Below are 22,499 nucleotides of genomic sequence, written 5' to 3' on the forward strand. Positions count from 1 at the left end.
CCGGGAACCACTCCCGCTCCCCGCCGAGGGCCGCGGTCAGCGGTCAGCGGTCAGCGGTCCGCCGTCCCTCCTCGCCCCTCCGAGGGGAACCCGGCTGTGAGAAAGGCCGACAGCTGTACCGGTGCGTCTTCCTGGAGGAGGTGGCCCGCGTCCTCGATCCAGTGCAGCTCAGCGTGGGGGATGCGCTCGTGCAGCCATTCGGCGTACTTCGGGGGGAGGATGCGGTCCTCGCGTCCCCAGATGAGGCGTACCGGAAGCGACATGCCGCCCAGCAGGTGCTCGTAAGCGGCGGTGTCCGCCTGCCTGATCTGGCTGTACTGACGGTAGAACGCGGCCTGCCCCGCGGCTCCCCGCCACGGAGCGAGGAACGCCTCCAGGACTTCCGGCCGGAAACCGGCGTGCGTCGCGTGCCGGAGATGGCCGGCGACCAGCGCTTCGTGCGCGTAGTCCGGGAGCTGCCGGAAGACGTCCGCGTGCTCCAGGATGAGCTGGAAGAGCCCTCGCTCCCAGTCACCGCCGCCCACCGCGTCGAAGAGGGTCAGGTCCCGGTAGCTCCTCTCCTCCAGCAGCAGCGTCCGGAGTGCCACCGCCCCGCCGATGTCGTGGGCGACGACGCTGGGCCGGGCCAGCTCCCAGTGGTCGAGGAGCTGGGCGAAGTTCCTCGCGTGGGCCGCCAGACCGAGGTCCTGGCCCTCGTGCTTGTCCGACTGGCCGAAGCCGAGATGGTCGAAGACGAAGACCGTGCGGGTACGGGCGAGCGCTGGAGCGATGTCCCGCCAGAGAAAGGAGGAATACGGGGTGCCGTGCACCAGTACGACCGGATCGCCGCTGCCCAGCACCCTCCACCGCACCATCCCCTCAGGCGTCTCGAATTCCTCGCCGAGTCCCCAGTTCACCCTGGTCTCCTCTTCTGCGGCTGACCGGCATCCTTCGTCAAGAGCGTGACCGAAGCCGGCCCGGCAAGAGGTCCGGTGCCTCCGGAGTCCGTCAACAACACCCGTCCGTGGGACGGGTCGTCCCCTTCAGCCGTCGACAACTCTCCTGCCGGTTCCGTTGGTCTCTGCGCAGCCGCCTGCCCGCTCGGTCAGTCGCTCTCCGGCGTCTTCGGCGCCTCCGGCCCCCTCGCCGGAGCGTCCGCCGGAGACGGTGAGCGGCCGACCGCCGCTCCGCTCGGACGCACCGCGGACCGCGCCGGGCGGCGCAGGCGTTGCGGCACCCGGCCCCGTACCAGCCGCCAGGCGACCAGCAGCACCACCAGTGCCGCCAGGAACGGCAGCGCGGCCCCGACGACCACCGCGATCCAGCGCATCGTCGTGACGAAGGCCCCCCAGCCGCCGTCCAGCGCGTCGGTGAAGCCCGTCTCCTCGTCCTTGTCCTTCTCCACCTCGGTCTCCGAGAGCACGAGCGTGATCGTGGCCAGGGTCGTGCGGTCCTTCAGCGACGCCTGCCGCGCCTGCAGTGATTCCAGCTCCGCCTGGCGGGTGCTCAGTTCGCCCTCCAGAGTGACGATGTCGGAGAGGTCCGTGGCCTTGTCCATCAGGTCCCGCACCCGCTTGACGCTCGCCTTCTGCGAGGCGATCCGGCTCTCGACGTCCACCACCTGGTCTGAGACGTCGTCGGCCGACACCTTCCGCTCGATGAGCTTTCCGCTGCCCGACAGCTCCTCCAGGACCTCCGTGTACTTCTCCTGCGGTACCCGGAGCACCAGTTGCGACCGCTCGTGGCTCCTGCCCTCGGCTTCGGTGGTCTCCTCCCCGACGTGGCCGCCGGCGGTCTCCACCGTGCTCCGGGTGTCGTCGAGCGCGGAGGAGACGTCGTCGACCCGGACGGTGATCGTGGCCTTACGGACGACGTGTTCCGCTGCGATCTCCGGCGACTTCCGCCGGTCCGAGTCCTCCTGCTCGCCCGGACTGTCATCGGCCTTCGAGCCCGCGGCGCTGTCCGCCGCCCCGCCGGCGCCGGTCTCGCTCCTCCCGGGTGCCTGGCTCGCGTGCTGCTGCTCGCTCGCCGCGGTCCCGGAGTCCCTGCCGCTGCTGCAGCCCGCGACGGCCAGTGCCGCAGCGAGCACCCCCGCCGTCAGCAGTGCGAGCGACCGGTGTGGAGGCCGGACGGAACTGCGACGGTTCCGCGTCGCGTGCGGTGCCGGGTCGTTCATGAGGTCCCCCTGTGGCGGTGCGCGGGTTGTCCGTTGACACCGTTTGGACGGGACTGCCCGGTCGGCGGGTTGCTGGTCACCCGTCGCGATGGCGTCACAGTCAGGACTCGATCGGGAGCCGTTCGGCTGCCCGGTACAACCTTCGACGCCGGAGGGTGGCGCCGAGGACCGGCCGAACCTGCGGCGCCCGCGCCCGATACCTTGAAGCATGCGGCGACAGGGGGTGTTCGACCGCTCTCGCATACCGGAGAGTGGTCAGCCGACATCCCTTCTTGGCCGCGGCACCGCAACTCGAGTTGGTCGGCCGCGCGTTCCCACCCGCCCCACCACCGACCTCTCGCCCCTGTCCCGGTTGACAATGCCGAACGAGGAGATCCGGATGCGCGGACTGCGCGTACAGCTTGCCGCGGTAGTCGTTGTGAGCGTGGCCTTGCCCGTGACGCCTGCGCTGGCCGGGCAGCCCGCCGGGTGCAGCGATCCCTCGGTGCCCCTGACCGTGGAGGAGCAGCGCCTGGCCCAGCCCGTACCCCAGGAGATTCTGCGGCGTTCCGGCTTCGACTCGGTGGCCACGGGTTTCACCCGGGCTCTGTGCGGCGCGAACTCCTACCGTCAGGCGCAGGAAGTGGTGGTGCGGCACGGGCAGCGGCTGTGGCAGCGCGCGGTGGAGCGGGCGCAGGGGCGCGGCCCGGCGGCCGGGGAGCTGAGCCGCGCGGACGACCGCCCCCTGTACTGGGCGCGGCTGGGGATGACGGGGGCACTGCGGCAGTGGCGCTCCGGCTTCGAACTCTCCGACGCCCAGCGCACGGCGCTGCTCGACCGGCTGGAGCTCGGCTCGCGCGGTCAGGACGCCATCGACTTCCCGGCGGGCAAGGACAGGGGCCTGAAGCGGGTGCTGGTCACCGGCTTCGACCCGTTCACGCTGGACGAGGACATCCGGATCAGCAATCCGTCCGGGGCGAGTGCGCTGGCGCTGGACGGCACGGTGGTGCGCACCAAGGCGGGCAGGGTGCGGATCGAGACGGCCATGTTCCCTGTGCGCTGGGCGGACTTCACCCGCGGAACGGTCGAGAGGGCGCTGCGGCCGCACCTGCCGGAGGTGGACCTGTTCACCACCGTCAGCCAGGGCCGTCCCGGCCGGTTCGACATCGAGCGCCACAACGGCGCCTGGCGGGGGACGTTCCCCGACAACGACAACGTCTCGGCCTCCGGGACCGTCCCGGTGCCCCACCCCGGTACGCAGCCTCAGTGGACGGCCACCACGCTTCCCTACCAGCGCATCGTGTCCGCCCCGACGGGCCGCTTCCCGGTGGAGGACAACACGGAGGTGGTCGAGATCCCGGCGGGCGGGAGCGAGCCCGTGACACGGCCGGACGGGCCGACCGAGGGCTCCACCGCGCGTGCGGGAGGCGGCGGGGACTACCTGTCCAACGAGATCGCCTACCGTGCGACGCTGCTGCGCGACCGGCTCGGTCTGGACGTCCCGGGCGGCCATGTGCACACCCCGGTCCTCGAGTTCGGCGCGGGCAACACCGACCCGGAGACAGGCACGGTCACCGACCCGGAGTTCCTCCAGAACCGCCGGGACATCATCGATCAGGTCCGTTCGATCATCCGGGTGGCTGCCGGGCAGTAGCACCGTTCCGCCGCGGCGGGCAACGGTGCGGCACGTCAGCGGTGCGGCGTGGCGGCGGGACTGCCCCGCCGCAGCCCGGGGGCCGGAACCCGAGCCTGGGTCCGGTCCCGGGCCCGGGACCGGGACGCGACCCGCGGGCGCCGGTCAGGCCGACGCGGGCGGGCTGCTCTGCTCGTGCTGGAAGACGTTGAGGGGTCGTACTTCTCCTTGATCCGGCGCAGCCGGTCGAAGTTGGATCCCCAGTAGGCGGTCTCCCACTGGTCCATTCCGATGTTCGGCACGTTGACGTACGCGCCGTTCACGTACGGCCGCAGCGCCTGGCTGAACTCGGCGATCCATGCCTGGGCCCCTGGGGGTGATCGCGTCGCCGCTGTCGGGCTGTCCGCTGAGTCCCCCAGCCGGTGCCGGACTCCGAGTAGAAGAGCGCTTCGCGGTGCGGAACGCCGTACCGCCGCGGGGAGCGCTCGACTTGACCGCGCCGCCGAACGCCTGGGGCCACGGCTTCACCCGGACCGGTAACGGCCATGCACGGGACACCATGTATGCCGCGTATGCCGCCCCGGATACTCGCGGCTCAACGGCGCCCCGGGGGGCCCGTGGTGACTGACGGCGTCGGGGCCTCGCACGTCGTGAGCAGGCCGTCCGCCGTACGGGGGAGGGGACCGGGGAGAGGGCCGGGGCCGGAAGGCGGGACGGGCGGCCCGCCTTCCATAGATTCCTCATATTAATCTGATATGAAGTGTCCTGATTGTGATGCTTTACCCGCTGCTGAGCATCGCTGCGGATTCGAACCCCGTGCCCACGACGGCGCGTGACGCGACAGGCGAGGGAGACCATGGACTGGACACGCACACGACTGGCGGCCGCGTCGGTCGCTCTCGCCGGAGTCATCGCGACCCTCCCGGCGGCCCTGCCCTCGGCCGGGGCCGAGACGCGGAGCGGGACCACACCCTCGTCCGAGGCCGGGGCCGCCGAGCAGGCCGACCCGAAGACGCCGAAGCCCCCGCAACTCCCGCGGAACTTCCGGGGCAAGGGCAAGTGGATCGTCCGTGATCTGGGCATCACGGTCCCCTTCACCTGGCACGGGAAGAACGGCGACAGCCAGATGACCGCGGGCGGCCCGCAGTACCCGATCTGGTTCACCAACCTGATCTACCGCGGCACGCTCTACACACTGACCTACAAGTGGCCCGGGCTGGACGAACATCCGTGTTCCCGCATCCCGGGCTTCAATCTGCGCAAGCTCAACGAGAAGCTCGAGGACTCGCGGTTCGTCGGCCGGGAGACCCTGGAGCGGAACCCGCCGCGGCGTGTGAACCACTGGCGGGTCGGTGTCGTCCTGCCGGAGCTTCCCCCCGGGAACCACCTGCGGTTCCCCATCGCGCTCGGCGACATCTACGTCGACCGGCGCGACCGCGGTACGTTCTGGCAGGTACTGCAGTTCGGCTTCCAGAATCTCTACGATCCGGAGCTGGACGAGTGGGCCGTGATGGATACGTTCGAGCACAAGCCCGGAGATGTCACGCTTCCCCGCAGGTGCGACCCGCCGGCGTGACCGGGGCCCTTCCGCACACGCGGAGCCCGCTCAGAAGCCCTTGACCTTCTGCCCCTCGGGGACCTCGAAGCAGGCGGAGACCAGGTTGACGTTGATCAACGACTTGTGCCCGCTGTCACCGTCCTTGTCCCGCTTGTCGAGGAAGGTGATGTTGACTGAGAACTGCTTGTGGCCGTGCTTGTAGTCGGCGATGAGCTGGAGGCTGCGTGCCGGGCTGCGGTTCGGTCCGTAGCTGACGATCTTCCAGCCGCGCTCCGGCAGGTCCTTCTTCAGGCGCTCCATCGCCGCCTCCATGTCCTCCTCGGGCACGTCGTACACCGACCAGGGGTGCTTGACCTTGAAACGGGTGTCGGAGTTCTCCGGGCCGCACGTCGCGATGCCCGGACCGGGCTCGGTCACCTTGCCGTTCAGGTCGATCACGTTGAGGATCTGGCTGGAGACCGTTTTGGCGTCCTCCCGGGCGGCCTCCTCCTCGCGTGTGCGCGGCTTCTTCTCGCCGGGGTCCTCCTGCACGTTTCCTCCCTCGGCACATCCCGTCAGTGTGGTCCCGCAGACCACGGCCAGCAGAGCCACTACGGCGGGCAGCGCCCGCCGCACGCGCGGGGGACGCCCCCGGCGCTCCCGGGTAGCCCCCTCACTCGCGCTGCACCTCCTCGTGGAGTCCGGTGATGACGCGCGCCTGGTTGAGGCTGCTCTCCGACCCCGGATCCCAGTAACCACTGTGCCCCTCCGTGTCCGTCGACATCTGGTTGGCCCCGAAGCGGTCGTCACTGGGGATGACCCAGTCGAACCCGGAGTCCCAGTGCCACTCCCGGTGCCCGTGCCCCAGTCTCCCGAGGTCGGGCACGTGGTCGCCGTCGGCCTCCTGGTTCCACACGTGTCCGTCGGGCACGTCCATGTCCGAGGCCCGGCCGACCTGGACCCCGGGGCTGCCCGCGAACACCACGTCGTCCGCGTTCAGATCGCCCTGCCGGGCGGCGGAGCCGACCACGGTCGTGCCGTAGCTGTGCGCGGTCACGGTGGTGTGGCTGTCGCGGCCGGGGTCGTGCGCCACGTCGATGCCGTCCATGAAGCGGTTCAGGTCGGGCCCGGCATCGTCCGCGTAGTGGCCGAAGGGCGCGTCCTTGACGACATCGTCGGGTGCGTCATAGCCGATCCAGCTGATGCTGGAGACCTCCTGGCCGGGCACCAGCGCCTGACTCTCCCGCCAGATGTCGGTGCCCCGGCGCATGTTGCTGCCGAACCCGTCGACGTCCGACCCCGTTCCGGGTACGTAGACCGCGGTGTGGTGCGCGGAGTCGGGGTTTCCGTTGGCGACGATGGCGCGGCCGTCGCCCTCGGTGCTGAACCCGAGGAGGTACGCCTCCGGAAGACCCTCCTCACCAGTCTGGTCGAAGCGGTCCTGTATGAGGCCCATGTCGTCCAGGGAGGACTCCAGGTGCTCCTTGCGGTCGTGCCACTCCTGCCACTCGTCGGAGATCTGCCGGGACGGCCCGGGGACGTACTTGGGCGGCTCGTCCGGATAGTCGTCGAGCTCCGTGCGGTACGCCCCCTCGGTCTCCGCCAGCACGCTGCGGTTCGCGTCGTCCCGCACATCCGAGGGCAGGCCGTCCAGCGCGCCGACGGCGCCGGGGTGGACCGCGAGGAAGTCGGCCTTCTCCTCGGCGGACAGGCCGCGCCACCACTGGGCGTTCTCCTCGGGTGACTTGCCCTCGGGGATGTCCTCGCTGCGCACGTCGTCACCGAGTGCCTCGCGAGCGGCGGCGCGGTCCCGGGCCGCGTCGGCCCAGTCGGCGTCGGTGACGGTGAGGTCGTTGCGGGCCTTCAGCCGGTTCAGCAGACCGGTGCAGGTGGCGTCCGCCGTGGTGGCGTCCCGCACGGCGTCGCTGATGCGGTCGGCGTACCCGCGGGCCTCGGTCTTCTTCGACTCCCCCTGGGCGGGGTCCGCGTCGGTCCACTTCACCGAACCGTCGCCCTCCACGGAGAAGCCGGCGGTCTGCGCGTCGGTGACCGCGTCGTCGAGCTTCCGTTTGGCCGCCCGCAGTTCCGTGGCGAGGTCGGACAGCGCGGAGCGGACCATGTTGGTCTGGTCGCGGGTGTACTGAAAGTTGTCGGCCAGCCTCTTCAGCCTCGACAGAGCCGCGTCGGCGGCCTCGCCGCTCAGCGAATCGCGCAGCTTCGCGGCGATCTCGTTGTTCACCCTGTCCATCGCAGCGCCGGCTGCGCCGGACACCTTCTGCCAGCCGTCGGCCGCTCCGTCGAACTGCGCGGGCTGTACGTCCTTGAGCTGGGCGTAGGTCACCAAGGCCGGTCAGCCTCCCGCAGGCGGTTCGACCGGCTCGGTCCGCGTCTCGCGGAAGGCGTCACCGATGGCCTGGTCGTTCTTGTAGTGGTCGTTGCCGGCCTTCGTCAGCTTGCCGCTCAGCTCCCCGCACTCCCGTGAGACCAGATCGAGCCGCGTCTTCCAGGAACTGTGGACGCTGTGCTGGGCCGCTGTGCTGGTGAAGCCGTCCACTCCCGCGTCGCCGGGGCGTGCGCCCTCCTGCTTGTCGGCCAGGGTACCCAGCGCGCCGGTCAGGGTGCCGCGTACCTCGTCCACGCCCCCCGACGCCTTGGTCCAGGGCGACTTGCCCGTTTTCAGGTCGCCGCCGCCGTCACCCGTGGCCCAGCCCGGATCGTCACCCGCGCCGGCGAGCTGCAGCCGCGCCGAGCCCTCCGCCTTGAGCCCCGCCCACTCCTCTTCGAATGACACGCTCTCCCCCGTCGCGCTGAAGGCCGGTTCTCCACCCTCACGAGTACCGGATCAGGCAGACAACCTAACAGCGCGTCGCGATGCGGCACAGGGGCGATGCGGGCAGGCGCCCCACCGGCAGCACAGCCGGCGGGGCGGGGCCTGAACTGGTGTGCCTTCGAAGGAGGTTGACACCGGAACCGCTCCCCACCACCCTTTCACTACTTGATTGGTGAAAGGGTGGTGGGGGTGAGTGCTCACGTTCCGGATCGACCGGCGCAGCGGTGTCGCCACGTACCTCCAGATCGTGCAGCAGACCAGGCAGGCGCTGCGGCTCGGCCTGCTGGAGCCGGGCGACCGGCTGCCCACCGCACGCGAGGTCGTAGAGACGACCGCCGTCAATCCGAACACCGTGCTGAAGGCGTACCGCGAACTGGAGCGCGAAGGGCTCGTCGAGGCACACCGCGGCCTCGGCACTTTCGTGCGGAGATCGCTGGACGGCGCGTCCGCCGGCTCACCGCTCGGCACCGAACTGGCCGACTGGCTGCGGCGGGCCCACGAGGCCGGACTCGGCCGCGAGGTCGTGACGGCGCTGTTCACTTCCGCACTGGACCTGGAGTTCCCGAGGGGGATCGATGACTGAGGCCGAAGACGCCGACGCAAGCGGGGACACAGCCGCCCTCGAAGCGGTGGGCCTGGGGATGGGATACGCGCGCAGCCGCGAACACGTACTGCGGGACTGCTCGTTCAGACTCCCCGCGGGCCGGATCTGCGGACTCGTCGGCCCGAACGGGGCGGGCAAGTCCACCCTCCTGGCCATTTCGGCCGGGCTGATACGGCCGACCGAAGGGACCGTACGGCTGCTGGGGACGACCCCGGCAGCGGCACGCGCACGCGTCGCCTACGTCGCCCAGCACAAGCCGCTCTACCCGCAGTTGACCGTCGGGGCGACGCTGCGTCTCGCCGCCGAGCTCAACCCCGGACGCTGGGACCAGGACGCCGCCGAGCGCGTCGCCTACGGAGGCGGGCTCGGCCCGCGCACGAAGGTGCGGACGCTCTCGGGCGGCCTGCGCACCCGGGTCTCCCTCGCCCTCGCCTTCGGCAAGCGGCCCGAACTGCTCCTGCTGGACGAGCCGATGGCCGACATCGACCCGCTCGCACGCCACGAACTGACGGGGGCGCTGATGGCCGAGGCGGCCGAGCACGGCACCACCATCGTGCTCTCCTCGCACATCGTCGCGGAGCTGGAGGATGTCTGCGACTTCCTGCTGCTGCTCGGTTCCGGCCGGATACGGCTGGGCGGCGACTGCGACGACCTGCTCGACGCCCACCGGCTCCTCACGGGACTGCGGGGGGACTTCGGCACGCGGACCGTCGTCGAGGAGTACGAGGCGGGGCGCGGCCGTACGGCACTGGTCCGTACGGACGGCGAACCCGCCCCCGTGGACGGTGCGGAGGACCCGGGCACCGAGCCCGAGCAGGGGCAGGACGCGGAGTCGGACACCGAGCCGGACGCCGGGTCCGGATGCGCGGTGGAGGAGCCCTCACTCGAGGAGCTGCTTCTCGCCTATCTCCGGAACCCGGAGGTGCCGGACCTGCTGCTGGCCGATGCCGCTCCCGGCGACCACCAGGAGGTGGCCGCATGACGACCGTCCCGGACGTCGCCTCGCGCGACGACGCCCCGCATGAGCCGGCCGGGCGCTTCAGGCCCCGCGGCACGCTGTGGGCCGTGCTGCGTCTGCACCGTGCCGCGCTGTGGGTGTGGACCGCTTTCGTGGTCCTCACCGTGGCCTTGACGGTCCGGCTCCACTCCGCCGGACGGGACGTCCGCGAGACCCTTGGCCCCTGTGCGGCAGTACCTCCGAGGGAGAAATGCTTCGAGCAGCCCCACTTCCTCGTCCCGGGCTGGGACTACACCGGTCTCGTCGACCTGACGGCCTTCTTCGTCGCGGGCGTTCCCTTCGCCGTCGCGGCCTACGCCGGAGGCGTCCTGATCGGGCGCGAGTTCGAAGCGGGCACGGTCGACCTCGTATGGACGCAGTCGGTCAGCCCTCTGCGCTGGCTGGCCGTCAAGCTCGGCGTCACAGCACTGCTGATCACGGTCGGCCTGACGGCGATGACGGTCGCCTTCCGTCAGATGTGGCTCTCGGGCGAGAGGCAGATACTCGAACCCTGGTACGCGTCCGAAGCCTTCAACGCCATGGGGCCGACCGTGCTCGCCCACGCGCTCTTCGGGCTCGCCGTCGGGACGCTGGCCGCAGTGCTGACAGGGAGAGCGCTGCCGGCTCTGGGCGCCGCCTTCGGCCTCACCCTGCTTGTACGGCTGCTCGGCGACGTCCTCCGTTTCGAGCTGTGGCCGAGGGTCCGCTGGGACTGGCAGGGCCGGATACCCGCCGACGCTGAGGAGTTCCGGTACGAAGTGCCGGAATTCGCGGGCCGGTTGCCGGACGGCGGGTCATCGGCCACGAGAGGCGCCTATCGCGAGATCGTCGAGATCCATCCCCCCTCGCACTTCTGGCCCGTCCAGCTCGTCGAGGCGGGCCTCGTCCTCACCATGGCCGTACTCGCCGCCACGGCCGCCTTCTGGGTGCTGCGGAGCCGCCTGCCGTGACGGCGGGGAAGGCCGTGAGGCCGTGACGGCCGGGACGCCGACCGCCGGCCGCCGACCACCGGCGGGAGGGATGGGGGCAGGTGCCGGACCGGAGCCCCGGCAGGGCGGTAGCGTTCGCCGTGTCCCTGTCGGAAAGCGGTATTCAGGAGAACCATGGCCAAGCAGCGCCCAGCACATGTCCACGTGGGTCAGCGGCAGTTGAAGTGCCCGTTGTGCCAGAACGACGTCTTCGCCGAGCGGGAGATCAAGCTCAACACCTCGGGCATGTCCCTCATGAACCTCGACTGGGCCAACGCCTCCGCGAGGGGTTTCGTCTGCATGGAGTGCGGCCGTGTCGAGATGTTCCTGGACAACGGGAACATCGGCCTCAAAGAGGCGTGAGACGACGCCGCGGCCCTGCTTCCGCGGCGGCACGGATGCTCTTCCCCGGAAGGGGCCGGACCGGGGAAGCACGGACCTGCTCCGCGCCCTTCGCGGACGGAGCCGAAGTGAGTGCGCCCGGAAGGGGCGTACTGCTCACGACAGCAGCGTGTGGCTGGGCGGCTGCCCGTACACGTCGTGGTAAGTCGCGGAGAACTTCGTGGTGTTGGGGAAGCCCCAGCGCGTGGCGACCGAGTGCACCGTGGCGCCCGCGGCGGGGTCGGCGGCCTGGAGGTCGCGGCGGGCACGCTCCAGTCGGACGCGGTGCAGGTAGCCGAGCGGGCTGGTGCCGTACTCGCGGATGAAGCTGTGCTGCAGCGCGCTCGCCGGCGCCGACACGGCAACCGCGATGTCGGTCAGGGTGAGGGGGCGCTCGGCGTTGGCGTCGATGAACGCCACGGCGCGGCGCAGCGCGGCCGGGGCGACCTGACCTGGGCCGGGCTGGTAGTCGGCCGTCATGGTGGTGTTCGGGAAGGTCCTCACCGCGGCCGCTCCGAGCAGGTTGAGCGTCTGCGAGTAGACCAGCGGCTCCGTCAGTGGGCTGTCCGGGGTCTCCATCTGGTGGGCGACGAAGCCGACCGTGGAGCGCCAGAACCGGTCCATCGCGGGGGAGACGGGCTCCGTGCCGACGAAGTCGAGTTCGCCGCTGCCGCCGTACTCCGCGGCGGCCTGCTCGGCGGCCTGTTTCGGCACCGAGATGACTTCCTTGCTGAGCCGGTCCCAGCTGATCGTGAGGGGCACTCCGGCCGGGCACACTGCGGTGTCGCCGACGCGGAGCCTGCTGTCCAGGTCACCTGCTGTGATGTTGAGAGTGCCACCTGTGACGAAGACGAACATCAGGTAGTCCAGCGGGGCGCACTCGATGCTCATGCTCGAATGTGCGAGGTGATCGAGGCTCATACCTCCGGCGCTGATACGGCGGCCGTCGAAGACGAACCCCTCGGTGGGGCCGTACCTGGGCCGGAACGCGCCGTACATCTCCGCGCTGAGAACTTCCGCGGCGCCCGGGTCCGAGGTGCTGAACTCCGACCGCTTCACCGGCAGCCGCTCGACTTCCACGGACATGATCGCCTCCGCCCGAGAGAACTGGGCAGACCTGCAACAGGCCTCCCTTTCGACCGTACTCCTCCCGGTTCGCCCCCATGGGTGCGCCCGTCCGGCCGCAGCAGCGTGGGAGGATCCGGTCACAGTGCGTGCTGGTTTCGACGGTGAAGGACGGCGATGTACGCGATATCCCTGGGTGAGGACGGTGCTCAGCTGCGTCCGCTCGAACCGTGGCGGGCCGAGGAGTTCCTGGCCCACATGGATCGCGGACGCGAGTTCATCGCCCGGCGCAACGGACTGCCGGACGTCGTCACGGACCTGGAGTCGAGCCGCTCGTTCCTCCAGTCGTACGCCGACAAGGCCGCCTCCGACACCGGACGGATCTCCGGCATCTGGACGGGCGGCCAACTGGTCGGCGGAGTGCTCTTCCGGACGATGGACGTCGCCGGCGGCAATGCCGAGGCGGGCTGCTGGCTGGAGCCCGCGGCGGTGGGCCGGGGACTGGTGACCAGGGCCGTGGGTGTGATCATCGACTGGGCCGTCGGGGAACGCGGCATCCACCGCGTGGAGTGGCGCGTCTCGTCGGCCAACGAGCCCAGCATCGCCGTGGCACGGCGGCTGGGGATGACCAAGGACGGCGTGCTGCGGGAGAGTTGGCACTACCGGGGAGAGCGGCACGACATGGAGGTCTGGTCGGTGCTCGCTCCGGAGTGGCGGACGGGTGGACAGGTTCCGTAGAGCGGAGCCGGTGGAGCGGGGCGGGAAGCAGGGGCCGCGAGCGCTCAGCCCCCGCCGACCCGCAGCAGCACGACCGTCACGCCGTTTCCCGTGCCGGCGACCACGCCGTCGCTCCACCGGTTCCAGGTCCCAGGGGGTCGGAGGCGGCCTCGTCCGGCTCCGTCTGGGTGCAGGCCCGACAGCCGGTATACAGTGCGAAGTTCGTGCTTCTTCGACAAGTGGGGGCTGTCATGGCACTGTTCGGCAACGCACACACGATCGACCCCGCGTCCGCGCAGCATGAGTACGGACGGCTGCTGGGCCAGGGCGAGCAGGTGCACGCGGCGTTCCTGCTGATCCGCGACACCATCCTCTTCACCGACCGCCGGCTCATCATGATCGACAAGCAGGGGATGACTGGCAAGAAGGTGGAGTACCACTCCATCCCGTACAGGAGCATCTCGCACTTCGCGGTGGAGACGGCGGGCACGTTCGACCTCGACGCGGAGCTGAAGATCTGGATCTCCAGCGACCCGACCCCGGCCGTCCAGAAGACCTTCACCAAGGGCGTCGACATCTACGAAGTGCAGGCCATCCTGACGCAGTTCGTGGCGAGGTAGTCCCGGGGCACAGGCGTCACGGGCCCGGGGAGGAGCGCGTCCTCCCCGGCTCTCCTCAGCGGAGCGTGATGACGTTGCCGGTGACGAGACCGCCCGCGTCGGAGACGAGGAAGGCGATCGTCTCGGCGACCTCCGCGGGGTCGGCGACATGGAAGTGCGTGCTGCTCGACGCGACGAACTCCCGGACGCCGTCGGTGACCCAGCCGGTGTCGGTCACCGGCGGATGCACCATGTTGGCGGTGATGCCGATGTCGCCCAACTCCAGCGCGGCGGACATCGTGTAGCTGGTCTGTGCCGCCTTCGCGGCGCCGTAGGAGACCTCTTCGGGGAAGCCCAGTTCGGCACCCGACGTCAGGCCGACGATCCGTCCCCACGTCGCACCGCGGCTCCGGTGCCGCCGGGCGAACTCGCCGATGAGAAGCGCGGCGGCCAGGGAGTCCACCGCGAACTGCTGTCTGAAGGTCTCCGCGGTGACGGGCTGCTGCGGCCGGCCCAGGTGATCGGTGGCACGTGCGGCGAACGAGTCCTGCACCCAGCCGGTGGCGTTGTTGACCAGGATGTCGACGGGGCCCAGCAGTTCCTCGGCGAGGTCGAAGAGGCGGGCGGGCACGGCCGGGTCGGCGAGGTCCGCCTCGACCGCCTCTGCCCGTCCGCCCCCGGCGCGGATCTCCTCGACCACGCCTTCCGCCGAGGAGGCGCGGCGCTGCCGGTGGAGTTCGGGCGTGGCGGGGTCCACGGGATCCTCCAGGCGGAGGTACGTGCAGAGCACCGCCACACCGCGCGCGGCGAGCACACGGGCCGTGGCGGCTCCGATGCCGTGGTTGGCTCCCGTGATGACGGCGACACGGCCGTGGACGCTGTTCTCGGGCATGCGTGCAGTGGTAGCAGAGCGGACGGGGGCGGCGGCAACCGGATTTCGGGCGGGGCGGGTTCAGTCCGCGGGGGCGAGTGCCACCCAGACCGGTCCGGGCGCGAAGGGCAGCCGCTTCCCGTCGTCGTCGGTGAAGGTGGTGCCGCCGGAAGCCTCGGGACGGCTCCAGCGGGCCCGGTACTCCTTGCCGTCGCGCAGGACGAGCGCACGGCCCGATCCCACGGTCTCGGTGTAGGGGGTTACGCTGCCCGACCGGTCGCCGAAGTCGGAGGAGCGGACGTCGACGTACTGCACGACGACCGTGGACGCCCCCAGAGCCTGGTCGCCGGTCGTACGGGCGGGCGTACCGTCGATCGACACCAGCCAGCGGCCGTCGTCCTTCGACCAGTTGAAGGAGAAGCTCGCTGCCGGATAGTCGACGGTGCGCTCGGAGACCTCGCGCCCGCCGCGCGGCGCGGCGCCGAAGCGGAAGCCGATGTCGCGCGGCGCTCCCACGCCGGAGCTGAGGCCCGCGGAGAGGGCCTGGCGGGGCCGCAGATAGAGGTTGTGCGGTGCGGGGCGGTCGGAGCCGCGGGTGTAGGCGCCCGGCAGCCGGCTCGGGGGCAGCGGGGTCAGCGGCGCGGCCTCGATCCTGTCGTTCAGCGCGGACTGTACGCCGGAGTAGGCCAGGAGCGGGTCGTCGAACTGCCGCAGCAGTTCCAGGTCGGATTCACGGGCGCTGCGGACCGGCCCGACCGTGCGGGGGATGCTGGAGGCGAAGACGGCGAGTATGCGGCTGAGGCCCGCCTCGACCTGCTCGATGTAGACGATGTCGGCCGCGTCCAGACCGGTGTGCGGTCTCGCTGCCTGCACATTGTCGATCTTCACCGTCAGTACCTTGTCCCCGATGGTGCGCCGTCCGGTGAAGGGCGAGCGTTCACCGTCGTCCCCGCCGCCCCCGCCTCCTCCTCCGCCGCCGCCCCCTCCGCCGCCACGGTCGCCGTTCTCCGAGTCGCAGCCCGCTCCGAGGATCGCCAGCCCCGCCGTGATCAGCACCGTCCTGCGCGATCCGGTCCACACCATGGCCGCCAGCCTCCTTCTCGCCGTCACGGAGCGCGACACCCGCGCGGGAGCGGGACCGACGCCCTGAGGTCAAAGATGCACGACGGCGCCTTCTCCGGCATACGCGCGGGATTCGAATGCGCGTGCCTTCGCGGCGGCTCCTGCCGGGCCCGCTCCGGCGGCCGGCCCCGGGAGGAGCGCTGTGCGGACACGGGGACGGGCGGCGCACGCAGCGCTGCGAGACAGGGGGCGGGGTTGGGCCTGACGGGCGAACGGCCGGGAGCCCGGCACAGACGCCGGGCGCCTGCCACCCGGCACCGGGCCCCCGGCACCGGACACACACGGGGCCCGCCCGGTCGTGGTGCGTCCGGGCGGGCCCCCGTCGGCCTGTGCCGGCGGGCGTGCCGGGTGTCAGTCACCCACCTCGATCCGGCCGTCGGCGGACGAGCGGCCGTTGGCGCCGGCGTCGGCGGCCGGAGACGCCGTGGTCCTGGAGGCGACGTTCTTCAGCAGCCCGGCGAGGTCGACCCCGGTGGTGGAGCCGAGCAGTTCCATGCCCTGGGCGACGTTGTCCGCGACGGTACGGGGGAGCCGGCCCGCCCCGTCCGTGGAGATCACCGTCATCTTGTCCACCGCACTGAGCGGCTCGGACGCCTTGGCCACGACCTGCGGCAGCACCTCCACCAGCATCTGCAGCACCGCCGCCTCGCCGTACCGGTCGAAGGCGTCCGCCTTCTTCTGCATGGCCTCGGCCTCGGCGCTGCCCTTCGCGCCGATCGCCGCCGCCTCGGACTCACCCTCGATCCGTACGGCCTCGGCGAGCGCGGCCCGCTGCGCCTTCATGCCCTCACCGGTCACCCGGGCCCGCTGTGCGTCCGCCTCGGCCTCCTTGACCTGCGCGATACGGCGGGCCTCCGCCTCCTGCTCGGCCTGGTAGCGGGCCGCGTCGGCGGGCTTGCGGACCTTCGTGTCCAGCTCCCGGTCGGTCAGCGCGGCCTGGCGCTGGGCGACCTTCTCCTGCTCCGCCAGCACCTCCTGGCCGCGGGCCGCCTCAGCGAGCGGGCCCGCGGCTGCCGCACGTGCGGCCGCCTCGTCGGTCTCCGCCGTGATCTCCGCCTGCTTGAGCTGGAACGTCCGCTGCGCCACCGCGATCTCCTCCTCGGCGCGCAGCCTGGCCTGCTCGGCGGCCCGGCGGGACTCCGCCTCGGCGATGTCGGCCTCCTGCTTGGCGCGGGCGGCCTCCGGCCGGCCGAGGTCCTCCAGGTAGGAGCCCTCGGAGGTGATGTCCTGGATCTGGAAGGCGTCCAGCACCAGGCCCTGCCCGGACAGGCTCGCCTCCGCCTCCTCGGCGACCTGTCCCGCGAATGCGGCACGGTCACGGATGATGTCCTCCACCGACATCCGGCCCACGATCGAGCGCAGCGCGCCGGAGAGGACCTCCTGGGTGAAGCCGACGATTCCGCTCTGCTGCTGGAGGAAGCGCTGGGCGGCGGCGCGGATGGAGTCCTCGGACCCGCCGACCTTGACGATGGCGACACCGTCGAGGTTGACCTTCACGCCGCGCAGCGTCACGGCTCCGCGTACGGCCACCGGGATGTGCCGGCTGGAGAGCTCGAGCGTGAACTTCTGCTGCACGAAGGGCACGACGAACACCCCGCCGCCGACGACGACCTTCTGGCCGCTGTTGTCGGTGAAGGTCAGGCCGGTCTCCGGGTCGGTGGCCTTCTTGCCGCGGCGCCCGGTGACGATGAAGGCCTCGCTGGGCCCTGCGACCTTGTAGCGCGTGACGACGACGAGGGTGAGAAGCACCAGGAGTACGACGACTCCCACCACGGCGATCACGACTGGACTCATGCTGCATTCCCCCTGCGGCCGCCCCGTGCCGGGGCGGCGGTCGACTGAAGATGAACGGGTGCGCCGGCGCGCACTGTTGTCCGGGTCAGCGCTGAACGGGCCGTACGGAGACGGAAGTCGGCGAGAGAACCGCGTCGACCCATACCTCCGCGTCGCGCTCCACCGGAGCCGCGCTCCTTGCCGAGAGCTTCACCGGCTGGCCGGAGAGGGGCAGAAGCACTTCGCCGTAGCCGTCGGCGGGGATCGGGGTGACCACGGAACCCGTGGTGCCCACCATGTCCCCACTCCGGGGCGCAGCCGCCGAACTGTCCCTCATCAGCGCCTTGCTGAACCGCCAGGTGACCCAGCCCACGCCGGCACCGGCGGCCGTACCCGCCGCTGTCGCCGCCGCGGGACCGAGCCCGGTGGTGCCGAGTACGAGAGCTCCGCCGAAGCCGAGCATCGAGACGAAGCCGGCGAGCACCGGCAGCGAAAGCAACCCGTCCAGGGCGTCCGCACCGGAGCCGAACAGGCCCTCCAGCACCCCGTCGAAGATCAGCGCGAGCGCGAGTACGACCACGCCCGAGATGCCCAGAGCAAGAAAGAAACCCACCGACGCCACCTCCCGTACCCGCTGATCCTCCGTGGCAGACGCGATGTTTCCACGCGGCCGGGAGGAGTCGCATTGCCCGATTCCGGCAATGTGGAACGGCTGCTCGATGCCTGTGTACGACCGGCGCCAGGCCGGACGAGGCCCTGTGCACGACGGGCCCTGTGCACGACGGGGGCCGCCTCGGCTCAGGCCGGCGTCAGCCCGCTTCGGTCTCCTTCTCCCGCGCGTCGCCGGGGACTTCCGCCTCCGGCCGCGGGGTGTCGCGGACCTTCGGGTGCAGCACGAGGAACACGGCGAGCAGACCGAGGACCGAGGCGCCGCACACGAACGGAAGTGAGGCGCCCATCTGGTAGAGCACCGTGGCGGCGAGCGGCCCGAGGACGAGGGTGAAGCCGTTGGCGGAGGCGATCAGTCCGGCCACGCCTCCTTGTTCGTCCGCACCGACGCTCAGGCTCAGCACGGAGTTGTAGCCGGGGATGGCGAAGCTGTGGCCCACCCCGGACAGCACCGTCGCGGCGAAGAACAGCGGCAGACTGTCCGCGAAGACCATCACGACGAACGCGGTACCCGTCAGCGGCACGCCGGCCCGCAGAAGCCGCAGCGGCCGCCACTTCAGGAACGGGATGAGGACGCCCTGCACCAGCAGCATCGGGAGCCCTCCGGCGAGCAGCACGTACCCGGACAGCTCCACCGTCTCCCGCGTGGTGAGGCCCAGCCGGTCCTGGAGGAGGAAGCCCACGCTCATCTGCAGCATGCTGACCGAGAGGTAGATCCCCACCCCCGCGAGGAGGAACGGCCACACCCTCCCGTCGAGCGGGCTCAGCCGCGGTGCCCTCTTCCCGGGGCCGTCGGAGCGCGCGTCCCCGGGCAGCCCCGCCCACACCGCGAAGGCGGGCAGCAGGATGAGCACCGGTGCCAGGTAGAGAGCGGCGACCAGTCCGAACTCGGCCAGTACGCCGCCCAGTCCGGGGCCGAGAACCAGGGCGAGGCCGATGGCCGCACCCACACGGGCCATGCCCTTGACGCGGGTCTGCTCATCGGGCGTGACGTCCGCGACGTAGGACTGCGCCGCCACCGGCAGCGCGGCCAGCGCGCCGCCGAAGAGGATGCCCCGGGTGAAGAGCAGCAGCACGAAGGTGAGGACCGCCCCGATCGTTCCCGCCAGCCCGAAGTGCGCGGAGACGGCGAACGCGAAGAGCCCCGCGGCGGCGCCGAACAGCGAGACGACGAGCAGCGGTTTGCGTCCGTGCGTGTCGCTGCGCCGCCCCCACCACGGGCTGACGAGCGCGACCACGGCCGCGGACGCGCTCATCACGATGCCGAACTGGATCTCGCTGAGCGAGAGTTCACGTGCCAGCGGCGGAAGTACCGGGGTGAGGATCTGCTGGCCCGTGTAACCACCGAAGACGGCCAGGTAGATCAGCATGAGGCTGCGCCGGGGGAGGCTCTTCGAGCCCGGTGGTGTGGCCTGTGGCGCAGCGGTGGTCATGTCTCTTCCCATCGGGTCCGGTTCGGCTCGGCCGGTCTCTCCCGGGCCGGGAGGTACCTGCCCCTGACCCTTGGCGGTTCAACATGAGCGGGATTCTTCGGCCGGTTCTCACCGGGGCAGTCGGCGAGCACCGGCCCTGGTCGGGGGTCGGCCCGGAACCAGGCCGGTGCACAATGGCCGGATGGCTGACAGCAACGGCAAGAGCTCCCAGGGGACCAACTTCACGACGGGCATCGTGATCGGCATGATCACCGGCTCGGTGCTGGGACTGCTCATTTTCGACAACGTCGCCATGGGCATCGGGGTGGGAATACCGATCGGCATCGCCATCGGCATGCTGGGCCGGCCCCGCCGCAAGCAGCCCGGATCCCCGGCGGACGACGCCTGATTGCCGGCGCGGGCGGTGCTCGGCGCTCGGTGCTCGGTGCTCGGCGCTCGGCCCTCGGCGCTGCTCGGGGCCGCCGTGGTGAAGCCGTTCTCGCAGTCGAAGGCGGTGGGCGACCACCCACCCGGGACGTGTGCGCGTGCGCGGGGGCCACGGCAGGCGTGGAGCGTGCCGTGGCCCCGCGGGCCTTGTCGTCGTCATCGCGTCCGTTTCCGGTTCAACGGCCGGCCGGGGTCGTCAACGCCCCTTCTTCACACGCCCGGTGTCCGAGCTGGGCTTGTAGCCGGCGGAGCCGGAGAAGCCGGCGCGGTAGCCGTCCCGGAGCAGGTCCCCGTATAGACGCTCGATCGTGTGGGGACGGTCCCGGAGCGTGGCGTCACAGCGGGCCACACCCTTGTCGTCGGTGACCGCACGGCACAGCTGACGGTTCTTCCCCGTGTCGCTGAACTTGACCGTCCGGCCGGTCACCGGGGCGCCGTCCGGGCCGGTGAGGGTCGCGGACAGTCCTCGTACTCTCAGCTCCGGGGGATGGGAGCGCCGTTCCACGGTGGCTGCGGCCGCCGACAGACGGGTGGTCTTCCGGGAATGCGCCACGGGAGTCGTCACCCCTACGGGCGTGGTCAGCCCGCTGAAGGGCACGGTGCTCTGCGGGCCGCCGTCCGCGGGCACCTTCACGACGCGGTCGTTGCCGAAGTCCGCGATGTAGAGGTTCCCGGTGCGGTCGGTGGTGAGCCCCTGCGGGCTCTTGAGGTCGGCGGCCGGCACGGTCGTCTGCGCTCCGCCGCCCGTCGGCACCCGCACCACGCGGTCGTTGCCGGAGTCGGAGATGTAGAGGCGCCCGTTTCCGGCCTTCAGGGCGAGACCGGTCGGCTGGGAGAGTCCCTCGGTCGGGACGGTGGTCTGCGCTCCGCCGCCCGTCGGCACCTTCACCACACGGTCGTTGACGAAGTCGGCGATGTAGAGAAGCCCGGTGGGGTCGAGGGCGAGGCCCGCCGGGTGAAGCAGCCCCTCGGTCGGGACGGTCTCCTGCGGGCCGCCGTCCGCGGGCACCTTGACGACGCGGTCGTTGAAGCTGTCAGCGATGAAGAGGTCTCCCGTGGGGCCGAGAGCCAGTCCGAGCGGGCGCAGCAGACCCTCCGTCGGGACGGTCTCCTGCGGGCCGCCGTCGGCGGGCACCTTCACCACCCTGCTGTTGACGGTGTCGGAGATGTAGAGGTTGCCTGCCGGGTCGAGCACCATGTACGTCGGACGTGTCAGACCGGTGGTCGGCACGGTCGTCTGCGAACCGCCGCCTGCCGGGAGCTTCAGCACGTCGTTGGCCGTGTAGTCGGAGACGAACAGCGTCGCGCTGCGCTGGGCCGCGGTCCCGTCCGCGCGTCCGGCCCTGTCGGCTGCGGGAGCGGCGGAGACGAGCCCGGCCGCGGAGAGCGCGAGAAGCGCGGTCACGGCGGTGAGGCGGCGCCACGACCGCCCGGGCCACGACCGTCCGGGCCGCGTTTGTCCGGTCGGTGTTCGTCCGGACGGCGGCCGTCCCGACGACGACCGCCCCGACGATGCCCTCCGTGGCCACCAGGGCGGACGGGGTACGCCACGGTGCGGGGCGGACGGTTCTCGTGCCGGTGACACGGCGGGCTCCGGTGCTGAGGAGCGGCTCATTGACACACCCACCTGTTCTGGACGGCCGGCTGCGCGCCGTACCGGCCCGGAGATACGGCTTGCGCACCCGCCCACCGCGTCGTGGACGAGGGGAACCTGGGGGAGCGGGAGCGCCGTTGACGTGACGGGCCGTCATCCGGCGATCCGAGGCGGACGCGCCGCGCCGGATGCGGTTCGTCAGCGGCGACCTTAGGGAGCAGGCCGCGAACCGGACGGGCACCACGCCACCGGCGCGGTGTCATCCACCCCAACGGCAGGGGACGGGGCGTCCGGGGGCGCGGGGAGGGGGCGCCCCGCGCGGGGCGTGGCGGGACTGGACAGATACGTGATGTCGGCGTGTAATGTGTGTATACAGGCTGTATGCAATCCGTGTGCGGTGAGAACGGCGCACGGCCGTGGCGCGACGGCGGGCGGGTCCGTGGCACGGGTGACGTCGGTGGGGAGAGCGGCTGTGATGTCCGGACGTCAGAAGGCGTACACGTACCTCAAGGAGACGGTCCTCACCGACCCCGCCATGCAGGGCGAGTTCCTCTCCGAGCAGATGATCGCCGACCGGGTCGGCATCTCCCGCACGCCCATCCGCGAAGCGCTCCTGCTGCTCGCCGCCGAGGACCTGGTCAGTCTCGTGCCCAAGCGCGGGGCCTACATCGCCCCCCTCTCCGGACGTGAGATCGGCGAACTGATGGAGATGCGCGCGCTGCTGGAGCGCTACGCGGCGCAGCGCACCGTCGCCATGGAGACCGCCCCCGTCGTCGAGATGGACCGCATCCTCGACGAGCAGACGAAGCTGCGGGGCAGCGAGAGGGCCAGGGAGTTCATCGAGGCGGACCACCGCTTCCACGCCACCCTCGTCGCCGCCGCCGGCAACAGCCTGATGACGAAGCAGTACGACGCGCTGCGCAGCCGCCAGGTCCGTGCGGGCGTCACCGCGCTCTACCGCTCCGGCGGCCGCCAGGACGAGGTCTGTGTCGAACACCGCCGCATCGTCGAGGCGCTGGCGGCCGAGCGGGCGGATGTCGCCTGCGCCGCGATCGACGAACACATCGCGGCCACCAGGCGCATCCTGGCCGAAGGCTGAGGCCCCGGCCCACGGGCCCGGCCCCGCCCTTTTCCCCGGCCGGCGAG

23 protein-coding genes are annotated in these 22,499 nt (G+C 71.2%); 10 read left to right on the forward strand and 13 right to left on the reverse strand.

All coding sequences use genetic code 11. The annotated features are described in order from the left end of the window. Window positions 1-50: 50 nt before the first annotated feature. Window positions 51-896, reverse strand: coding sequence for an alpha/beta fold hydrolase (locus H343_RS0105725; RefSeq protein WP_028430363.1), 846 nt, complete (start codon window positions 894-896; stop codon window positions 51-53). 188 nt (window positions 897-1,084) lie between these two features. Beyond that, on the reverse strand, window positions 1,085-2,155 hold the full coding sequence (locus H343_RS0105730; RefSeq protein WP_028430364.1) for a DUF4349 domain-containing protein: 1,071 nt from the start codon (window positions 2,153-2,155) through the stop codon (window positions 1,085-1,087). Window positions 2,156-2,534: 379 nt separating this feature from the next. On the opposite strand from H343_RS0105730, the gene H343_RS0105735 reads away from it, so the two are divergent. After that, the gene (locus H343_RS0105735; RefSeq protein ID WP_037902653.1) at window positions 2,535-3,788 is read left to right on the forward strand and encodes a C15 family peptidase; all 1,254 of its coding nucleotides are present in this window, start codon (window positions 2,535-2,537) and stop codon (window positions 3,786-3,788) included. A gap of 35 nt (window positions 3,789-3,823) precedes the next feature. On the opposite strand, the gene H343_RS35805 is transcribed toward H343_RS0105735, so the two are convergent. Then, window positions 3,824-4,054 (reverse strand): BBE domain-containing protein, encoded by a 231-nt coding sequence (locus H343_RS35805; RefSeq protein WP_486586824.1) that lies wholly within the window; start codon window positions 4,052-4,054, stop codon window positions 3,824-3,826. 569 nt (window positions 4,055-4,623) lie between these two features. On the opposite strand from H343_RS35805, the gene H343_RS0105740 reads away from it, so the two are divergent. Further along, the gene (locus tag H343_RS0105740) at window positions 4,624-5,343 is read left to right on the forward strand and encodes a hypothetical protein (RefSeq protein WP_028430366.1); all 720 of its coding nucleotides are present in this window, start codon (window positions 4,624-4,626) and stop codon (window positions 5,341-5,343) included. A gap of 30 nt (window positions 5,344-5,373) precedes the next feature. On the opposite strand, the gene H343_RS0105745 is transcribed toward H343_RS0105740, so the two are convergent. The 3 genes from H343_RS0105745 to H343_RS29055 all read right to left on the reverse strand — a co-directional run bounded on the left by H343_RS0105745 (window position 5,374) and on the right by H343_RS29055 (window position 8,095). Further along, a complete protein-coding gene (locus tag H343_RS0105745; protein ID WP_158679512.1) occupies window positions 5,374-5,856 on the reverse strand; it encodes a hypothetical protein in 483 nt (160 codons plus the stop codon). Window positions 5,857-5,977: 121 nt separating this feature from the next. Beyond that, window positions 5,978-7,645, reverse strand: a complete 1,668-nt coding sequence (locus H343_RS0105750) for an alpha/beta hydrolase (protein ID WP_028430368.1) — start codon at window positions 7,643-7,645, stop codon at window positions 5,978-5,980. A 9-nt stretch (window positions 7,646-7,654) separates the two neighbouring features. Then, complete coding sequence (locus tag H343_RS29055) at window positions 7,655-8,095, reverse strand: hypothetical protein (protein ID WP_051264632.1); 441 nt, start codon at window positions 8,093-8,095, stop codon at window positions 7,655-7,657. Between the two features lie 232 nt (window positions 8,096-8,327). Here H343_RS29055 and H343_RS0105760 point away from each other — a divergent pair, with 232 nt between their 5' ends. The 4 genes from H343_RS0105760 (at window position 8,328) to H343_RS33915 (ending at window position 11,066) form a co-directional block, all read left to right on the forward strand. Further along, entirely contained in the window at window positions 8,328-8,717 is a 390-nt protein-coding gene (locus H343_RS0105760) for a GntR family transcriptional regulator (protein WP_028430369.1), read from the forward strand. Beyond that, the gene (locus H343_RS0105765) at window positions 8,710-9,720 is read left to right on the forward strand and encodes an ABC transporter ATP-binding protein (protein WP_028430370.1); all 1,011 of its coding nucleotides are present in this window, start codon (window positions 8,710-8,712) and stop codon (window positions 9,718-9,720) included. Before H343_RS0105760 ends, H343_RS0105765 begins: the two co-directional genes overlap by 8 nt. Next, window positions 9,717-10,685: an ABC transporter permease gene (locus H343_RS0105770; protein WP_051264633.1), complete on the forward strand. Its 969-nt coding sequence runs from the start codon at window positions 9,717-9,719 to the stop codon at window positions 10,683-10,685. Before H343_RS0105765 ends, H343_RS0105770 begins: the two co-directional genes overlap by 4 nt. Before the next feature lie 153 nt (window positions 10,686-10,838). Next, window positions 10,839-11,066, forward strand: coding sequence for a hypothetical protein (locus H343_RS33915; RefSeq protein ID WP_028430372.1), 228 nt, complete (start codon window positions 10,839-10,841; stop codon window positions 11,064-11,066). A gap of 135 nt (window positions 11,067-11,201) precedes the next feature. Here the strand turns inward: H343_RS33915 and H343_RS33495 are convergent, their stop codons facing one another. Beyond that, a complete protein-coding gene (locus tag H343_RS33495) occupies window positions 11,202-12,170 on the reverse strand; it encodes a helix-turn-helix domain-containing protein (protein ID WP_051264634.1) in 969 nt (322 codons plus the stop codon). A 156-nt stretch (window positions 12,171-12,326) separates the two neighbouring features. On the opposite strand from H343_RS33495, the gene H343_RS0105785 reads away from it, so the two are divergent. Together H343_RS0105785 and H343_RS0105790 are read left to right on the forward strand one after the other, a co-directional pair. Further along, window positions 12,327-12,887: a GNAT family N-acetyltransferase gene (locus tag H343_RS0105785; protein WP_028430373.1), complete on the forward strand. Its 561-nt coding sequence runs from the start codon at window positions 12,327-12,329 to the stop codon at window positions 12,885-12,887. A 230-nt stretch (window positions 12,888-13,117) separates the two neighbouring features. Beyond that, a complete protein-coding gene (locus tag H343_RS0105790) occupies window positions 13,118-13,486 on the forward strand; it encodes a PH domain-containing protein (RefSeq protein ID WP_028430374.1) in 369 nt (122 codons plus the stop codon). Window positions 13,487-13,541: 55 nt separating this feature from the next. On the opposite strand, the gene H343_RS0105795 is transcribed toward H343_RS0105790, so the two are convergent. The 5 genes from H343_RS0105795 to H343_RS29065 form a co-directional block, all read right to left on the reverse strand. After that, entirely contained in the window at window positions 13,542-14,357 is an 816-nt protein-coding gene (locus tag H343_RS0105795; protein WP_028430375.1) for an SDR family oxidoreductase, read from the reverse strand. 60 nt (window positions 14,358-14,417) lie between these two features. Then, the gene (locus H343_RS0105800; protein ID WP_037902656.1) at window positions 14,418-15,419 is read right to left on the reverse strand and encodes a DUF3048 domain-containing protein; all 1,002 of its coding nucleotides are present in this window, start codon (window positions 15,417-15,419) and stop codon (window positions 14,418-14,420) included. Between the two features lie 390 nt (window positions 15,420-15,809). Continuing rightward, entirely contained in the window at window positions 15,810-17,252 is a 1,443-nt protein-coding gene (locus tag H343_RS0105805) for a flotillin family protein (protein ID WP_028430377.1), read from the reverse strand. Between the two features lie 85 nt (window positions 17,253-17,337). Next, entirely contained in the window at window positions 17,338-17,844 is a 507-nt protein-coding gene (locus H343_RS0105810; RefSeq protein ID WP_028430378.1) for a hypothetical protein, read from the reverse strand. 196 nt (window positions 17,845-18,040) lie between these two features. Beyond that, window positions 18,041-19,333 carry an MFS transporter gene (locus tag H343_RS29065; RefSeq protein ID WP_158679513.1) on the reverse strand — a complete coding sequence of 431 codons (1,293 nt, stop codon included), beginning with the start codon at window positions 19,331-19,333 and terminating at the stop codon, window positions 18,041-18,043. A 181-nt stretch (window positions 19,334-19,514) separates the two neighbouring features. Here H343_RS29065 and H343_RS29070 point away from each other — a divergent pair, with 181 nt between their 5' ends. Continuing rightward, window positions 19,515-19,721: a glycine zipper domain-containing protein gene (locus H343_RS29070; RefSeq protein ID WP_037902659.1), complete on the forward strand. Its 207-nt coding sequence runs from the start codon at window positions 19,515-19,517 to the stop codon at window positions 19,719-19,721. A 234-nt stretch (window positions 19,722-19,955) separates the two neighbouring features. On the opposite strand, the gene H343_RS29075 is transcribed toward H343_RS29070, so the two are convergent. Then, a complete protein-coding gene (locus H343_RS29075) occupies window positions 19,956-21,164 on the reverse strand; it encodes a virginiamycin B lyase family protein (protein ID WP_199778880.1) in 1,209 nt (402 codons plus the stop codon). Window positions 21,165-21,825: 661 nt separating this feature from the next. Between H343_RS29075 and H343_RS0105830 the strand changes: the two genes are divergently transcribed. Then, on the forward strand, window positions 21,826-22,452 hold the full coding sequence (locus H343_RS0105830; protein ID WP_028430379.1) for a GntR family transcriptional regulator: 627 nt from the start codon (window positions 21,826-21,828) through the stop codon (window positions 22,450-22,452). Window positions 22,453-22,499 lie beyond the last annotated feature (47 nt).

It is taken from the genome of Streptomyces sp. TAA204 (assembly GCF_000424965.1).

Excerpts from the sequence above, each read along its gene's own strand:
- H343_RS0105770 (WP_051264633.1), top strand. The coding sequence starts at position 9,717 with ATGACGACCGTCCCGGACGTCGCCTCGCGCGACGACGCCCCGCATGAG.
- H343_RS0105740 (WP_028430366.1), top strand. The coding sequence starts at position 4,624 with ATGGACTGGACACGCACACGACTGGCGGCCGCGTCGGTCGCTCTCGCC.
- H343_RS0105790 (WP_028430374.1), top strand. The coding sequence starts at position 13,118 with ATGGCACTGTTCGGCAACGCACACACGATCGACCCCGCGTCCGCGCAG.
- H343_RS33495 (WP_051264634.1), bottom strand. The coding sequence starts at position 12,170 with ATGTCCGTGGAAGTCGAGCGGCTGCCGGTGAAGCGGTCGGAGTTCAGC.
- H343_RS0105785 (WP_028430373.1), top strand. The coding sequence starts at position 12,327 with ATGTACGCGATATCCCTGGGTGAGGACGGTGCTCAGCTGCGTCCGCTC.
- H343_RS33915 (WP_028430372.1), top strand. The coding sequence starts at position 10,839 with ATGGCCAAGCAGCGCCCAGCACATGTCCACGTGGGTCAGCGGCAGTTG.
- H343_RS29070 (WP_037902659.1), top strand. The coding sequence starts at position 19,515 with ATGGCTGACAGCAACGGCAAGAGCTCCCAGGGGACCAACTTCACGACG.
- H343_RS0105800 (WP_037902656.1), bottom strand. The coding sequence starts at position 15,419 with ATGGTGTGGACCGGATCGCGCAGGACGGTGCTGATCACGGCGGGGCTG.
- H343_RS0105730 (WP_028430364.1), bottom strand. The coding sequence starts at position 2,155 with ATGAACGACCCGGCACCGCACGCGACGCGGAACCGTCGCAGTTCCGTC.
- H343_RS29065 (WP_158679513.1), bottom strand. The coding sequence starts at position 19,333 with ATGACCACCGCTGCGCCACAGGCCACACCACCGGGCTCGAAGAGCCTC.
- H343_RS0105805 (WP_028430377.1), bottom strand. The coding sequence starts at position 17,252 with ATGAGTCCAGTCGTGATCGCCGTGGTGGGAGTCGTCGTACTCCTGGTG.
- H343_RS0105735 (WP_037902653.1), top strand. The coding sequence starts at position 2,535 with ATGCGCGGACTGCGCGTACAGCTTGCCGCGGTAGTCGTTGTGAGCGTG.
- H343_RS0105795 (WP_028430375.1), bottom strand. The coding sequence starts at position 14,357 with ATGCCCGAGAACAGCGTCCACGGCCGTGTCGCCGTCATCACGGGAGCC.
- H343_RS0105765 (WP_028430370.1), top strand. The coding sequence starts at position 8,710 with ATGACTGAGGCCGAAGACGCCGACGCAAGCGGGGACACAGCCGCCCTC.
- H343_RS35805 (WP_486586824.1), bottom strand. The coding sequence starts at position 4,054 with ATGGACCAGTGGGAGACCGCCTACTGGGGATCCAACTTCGACCGGCTG.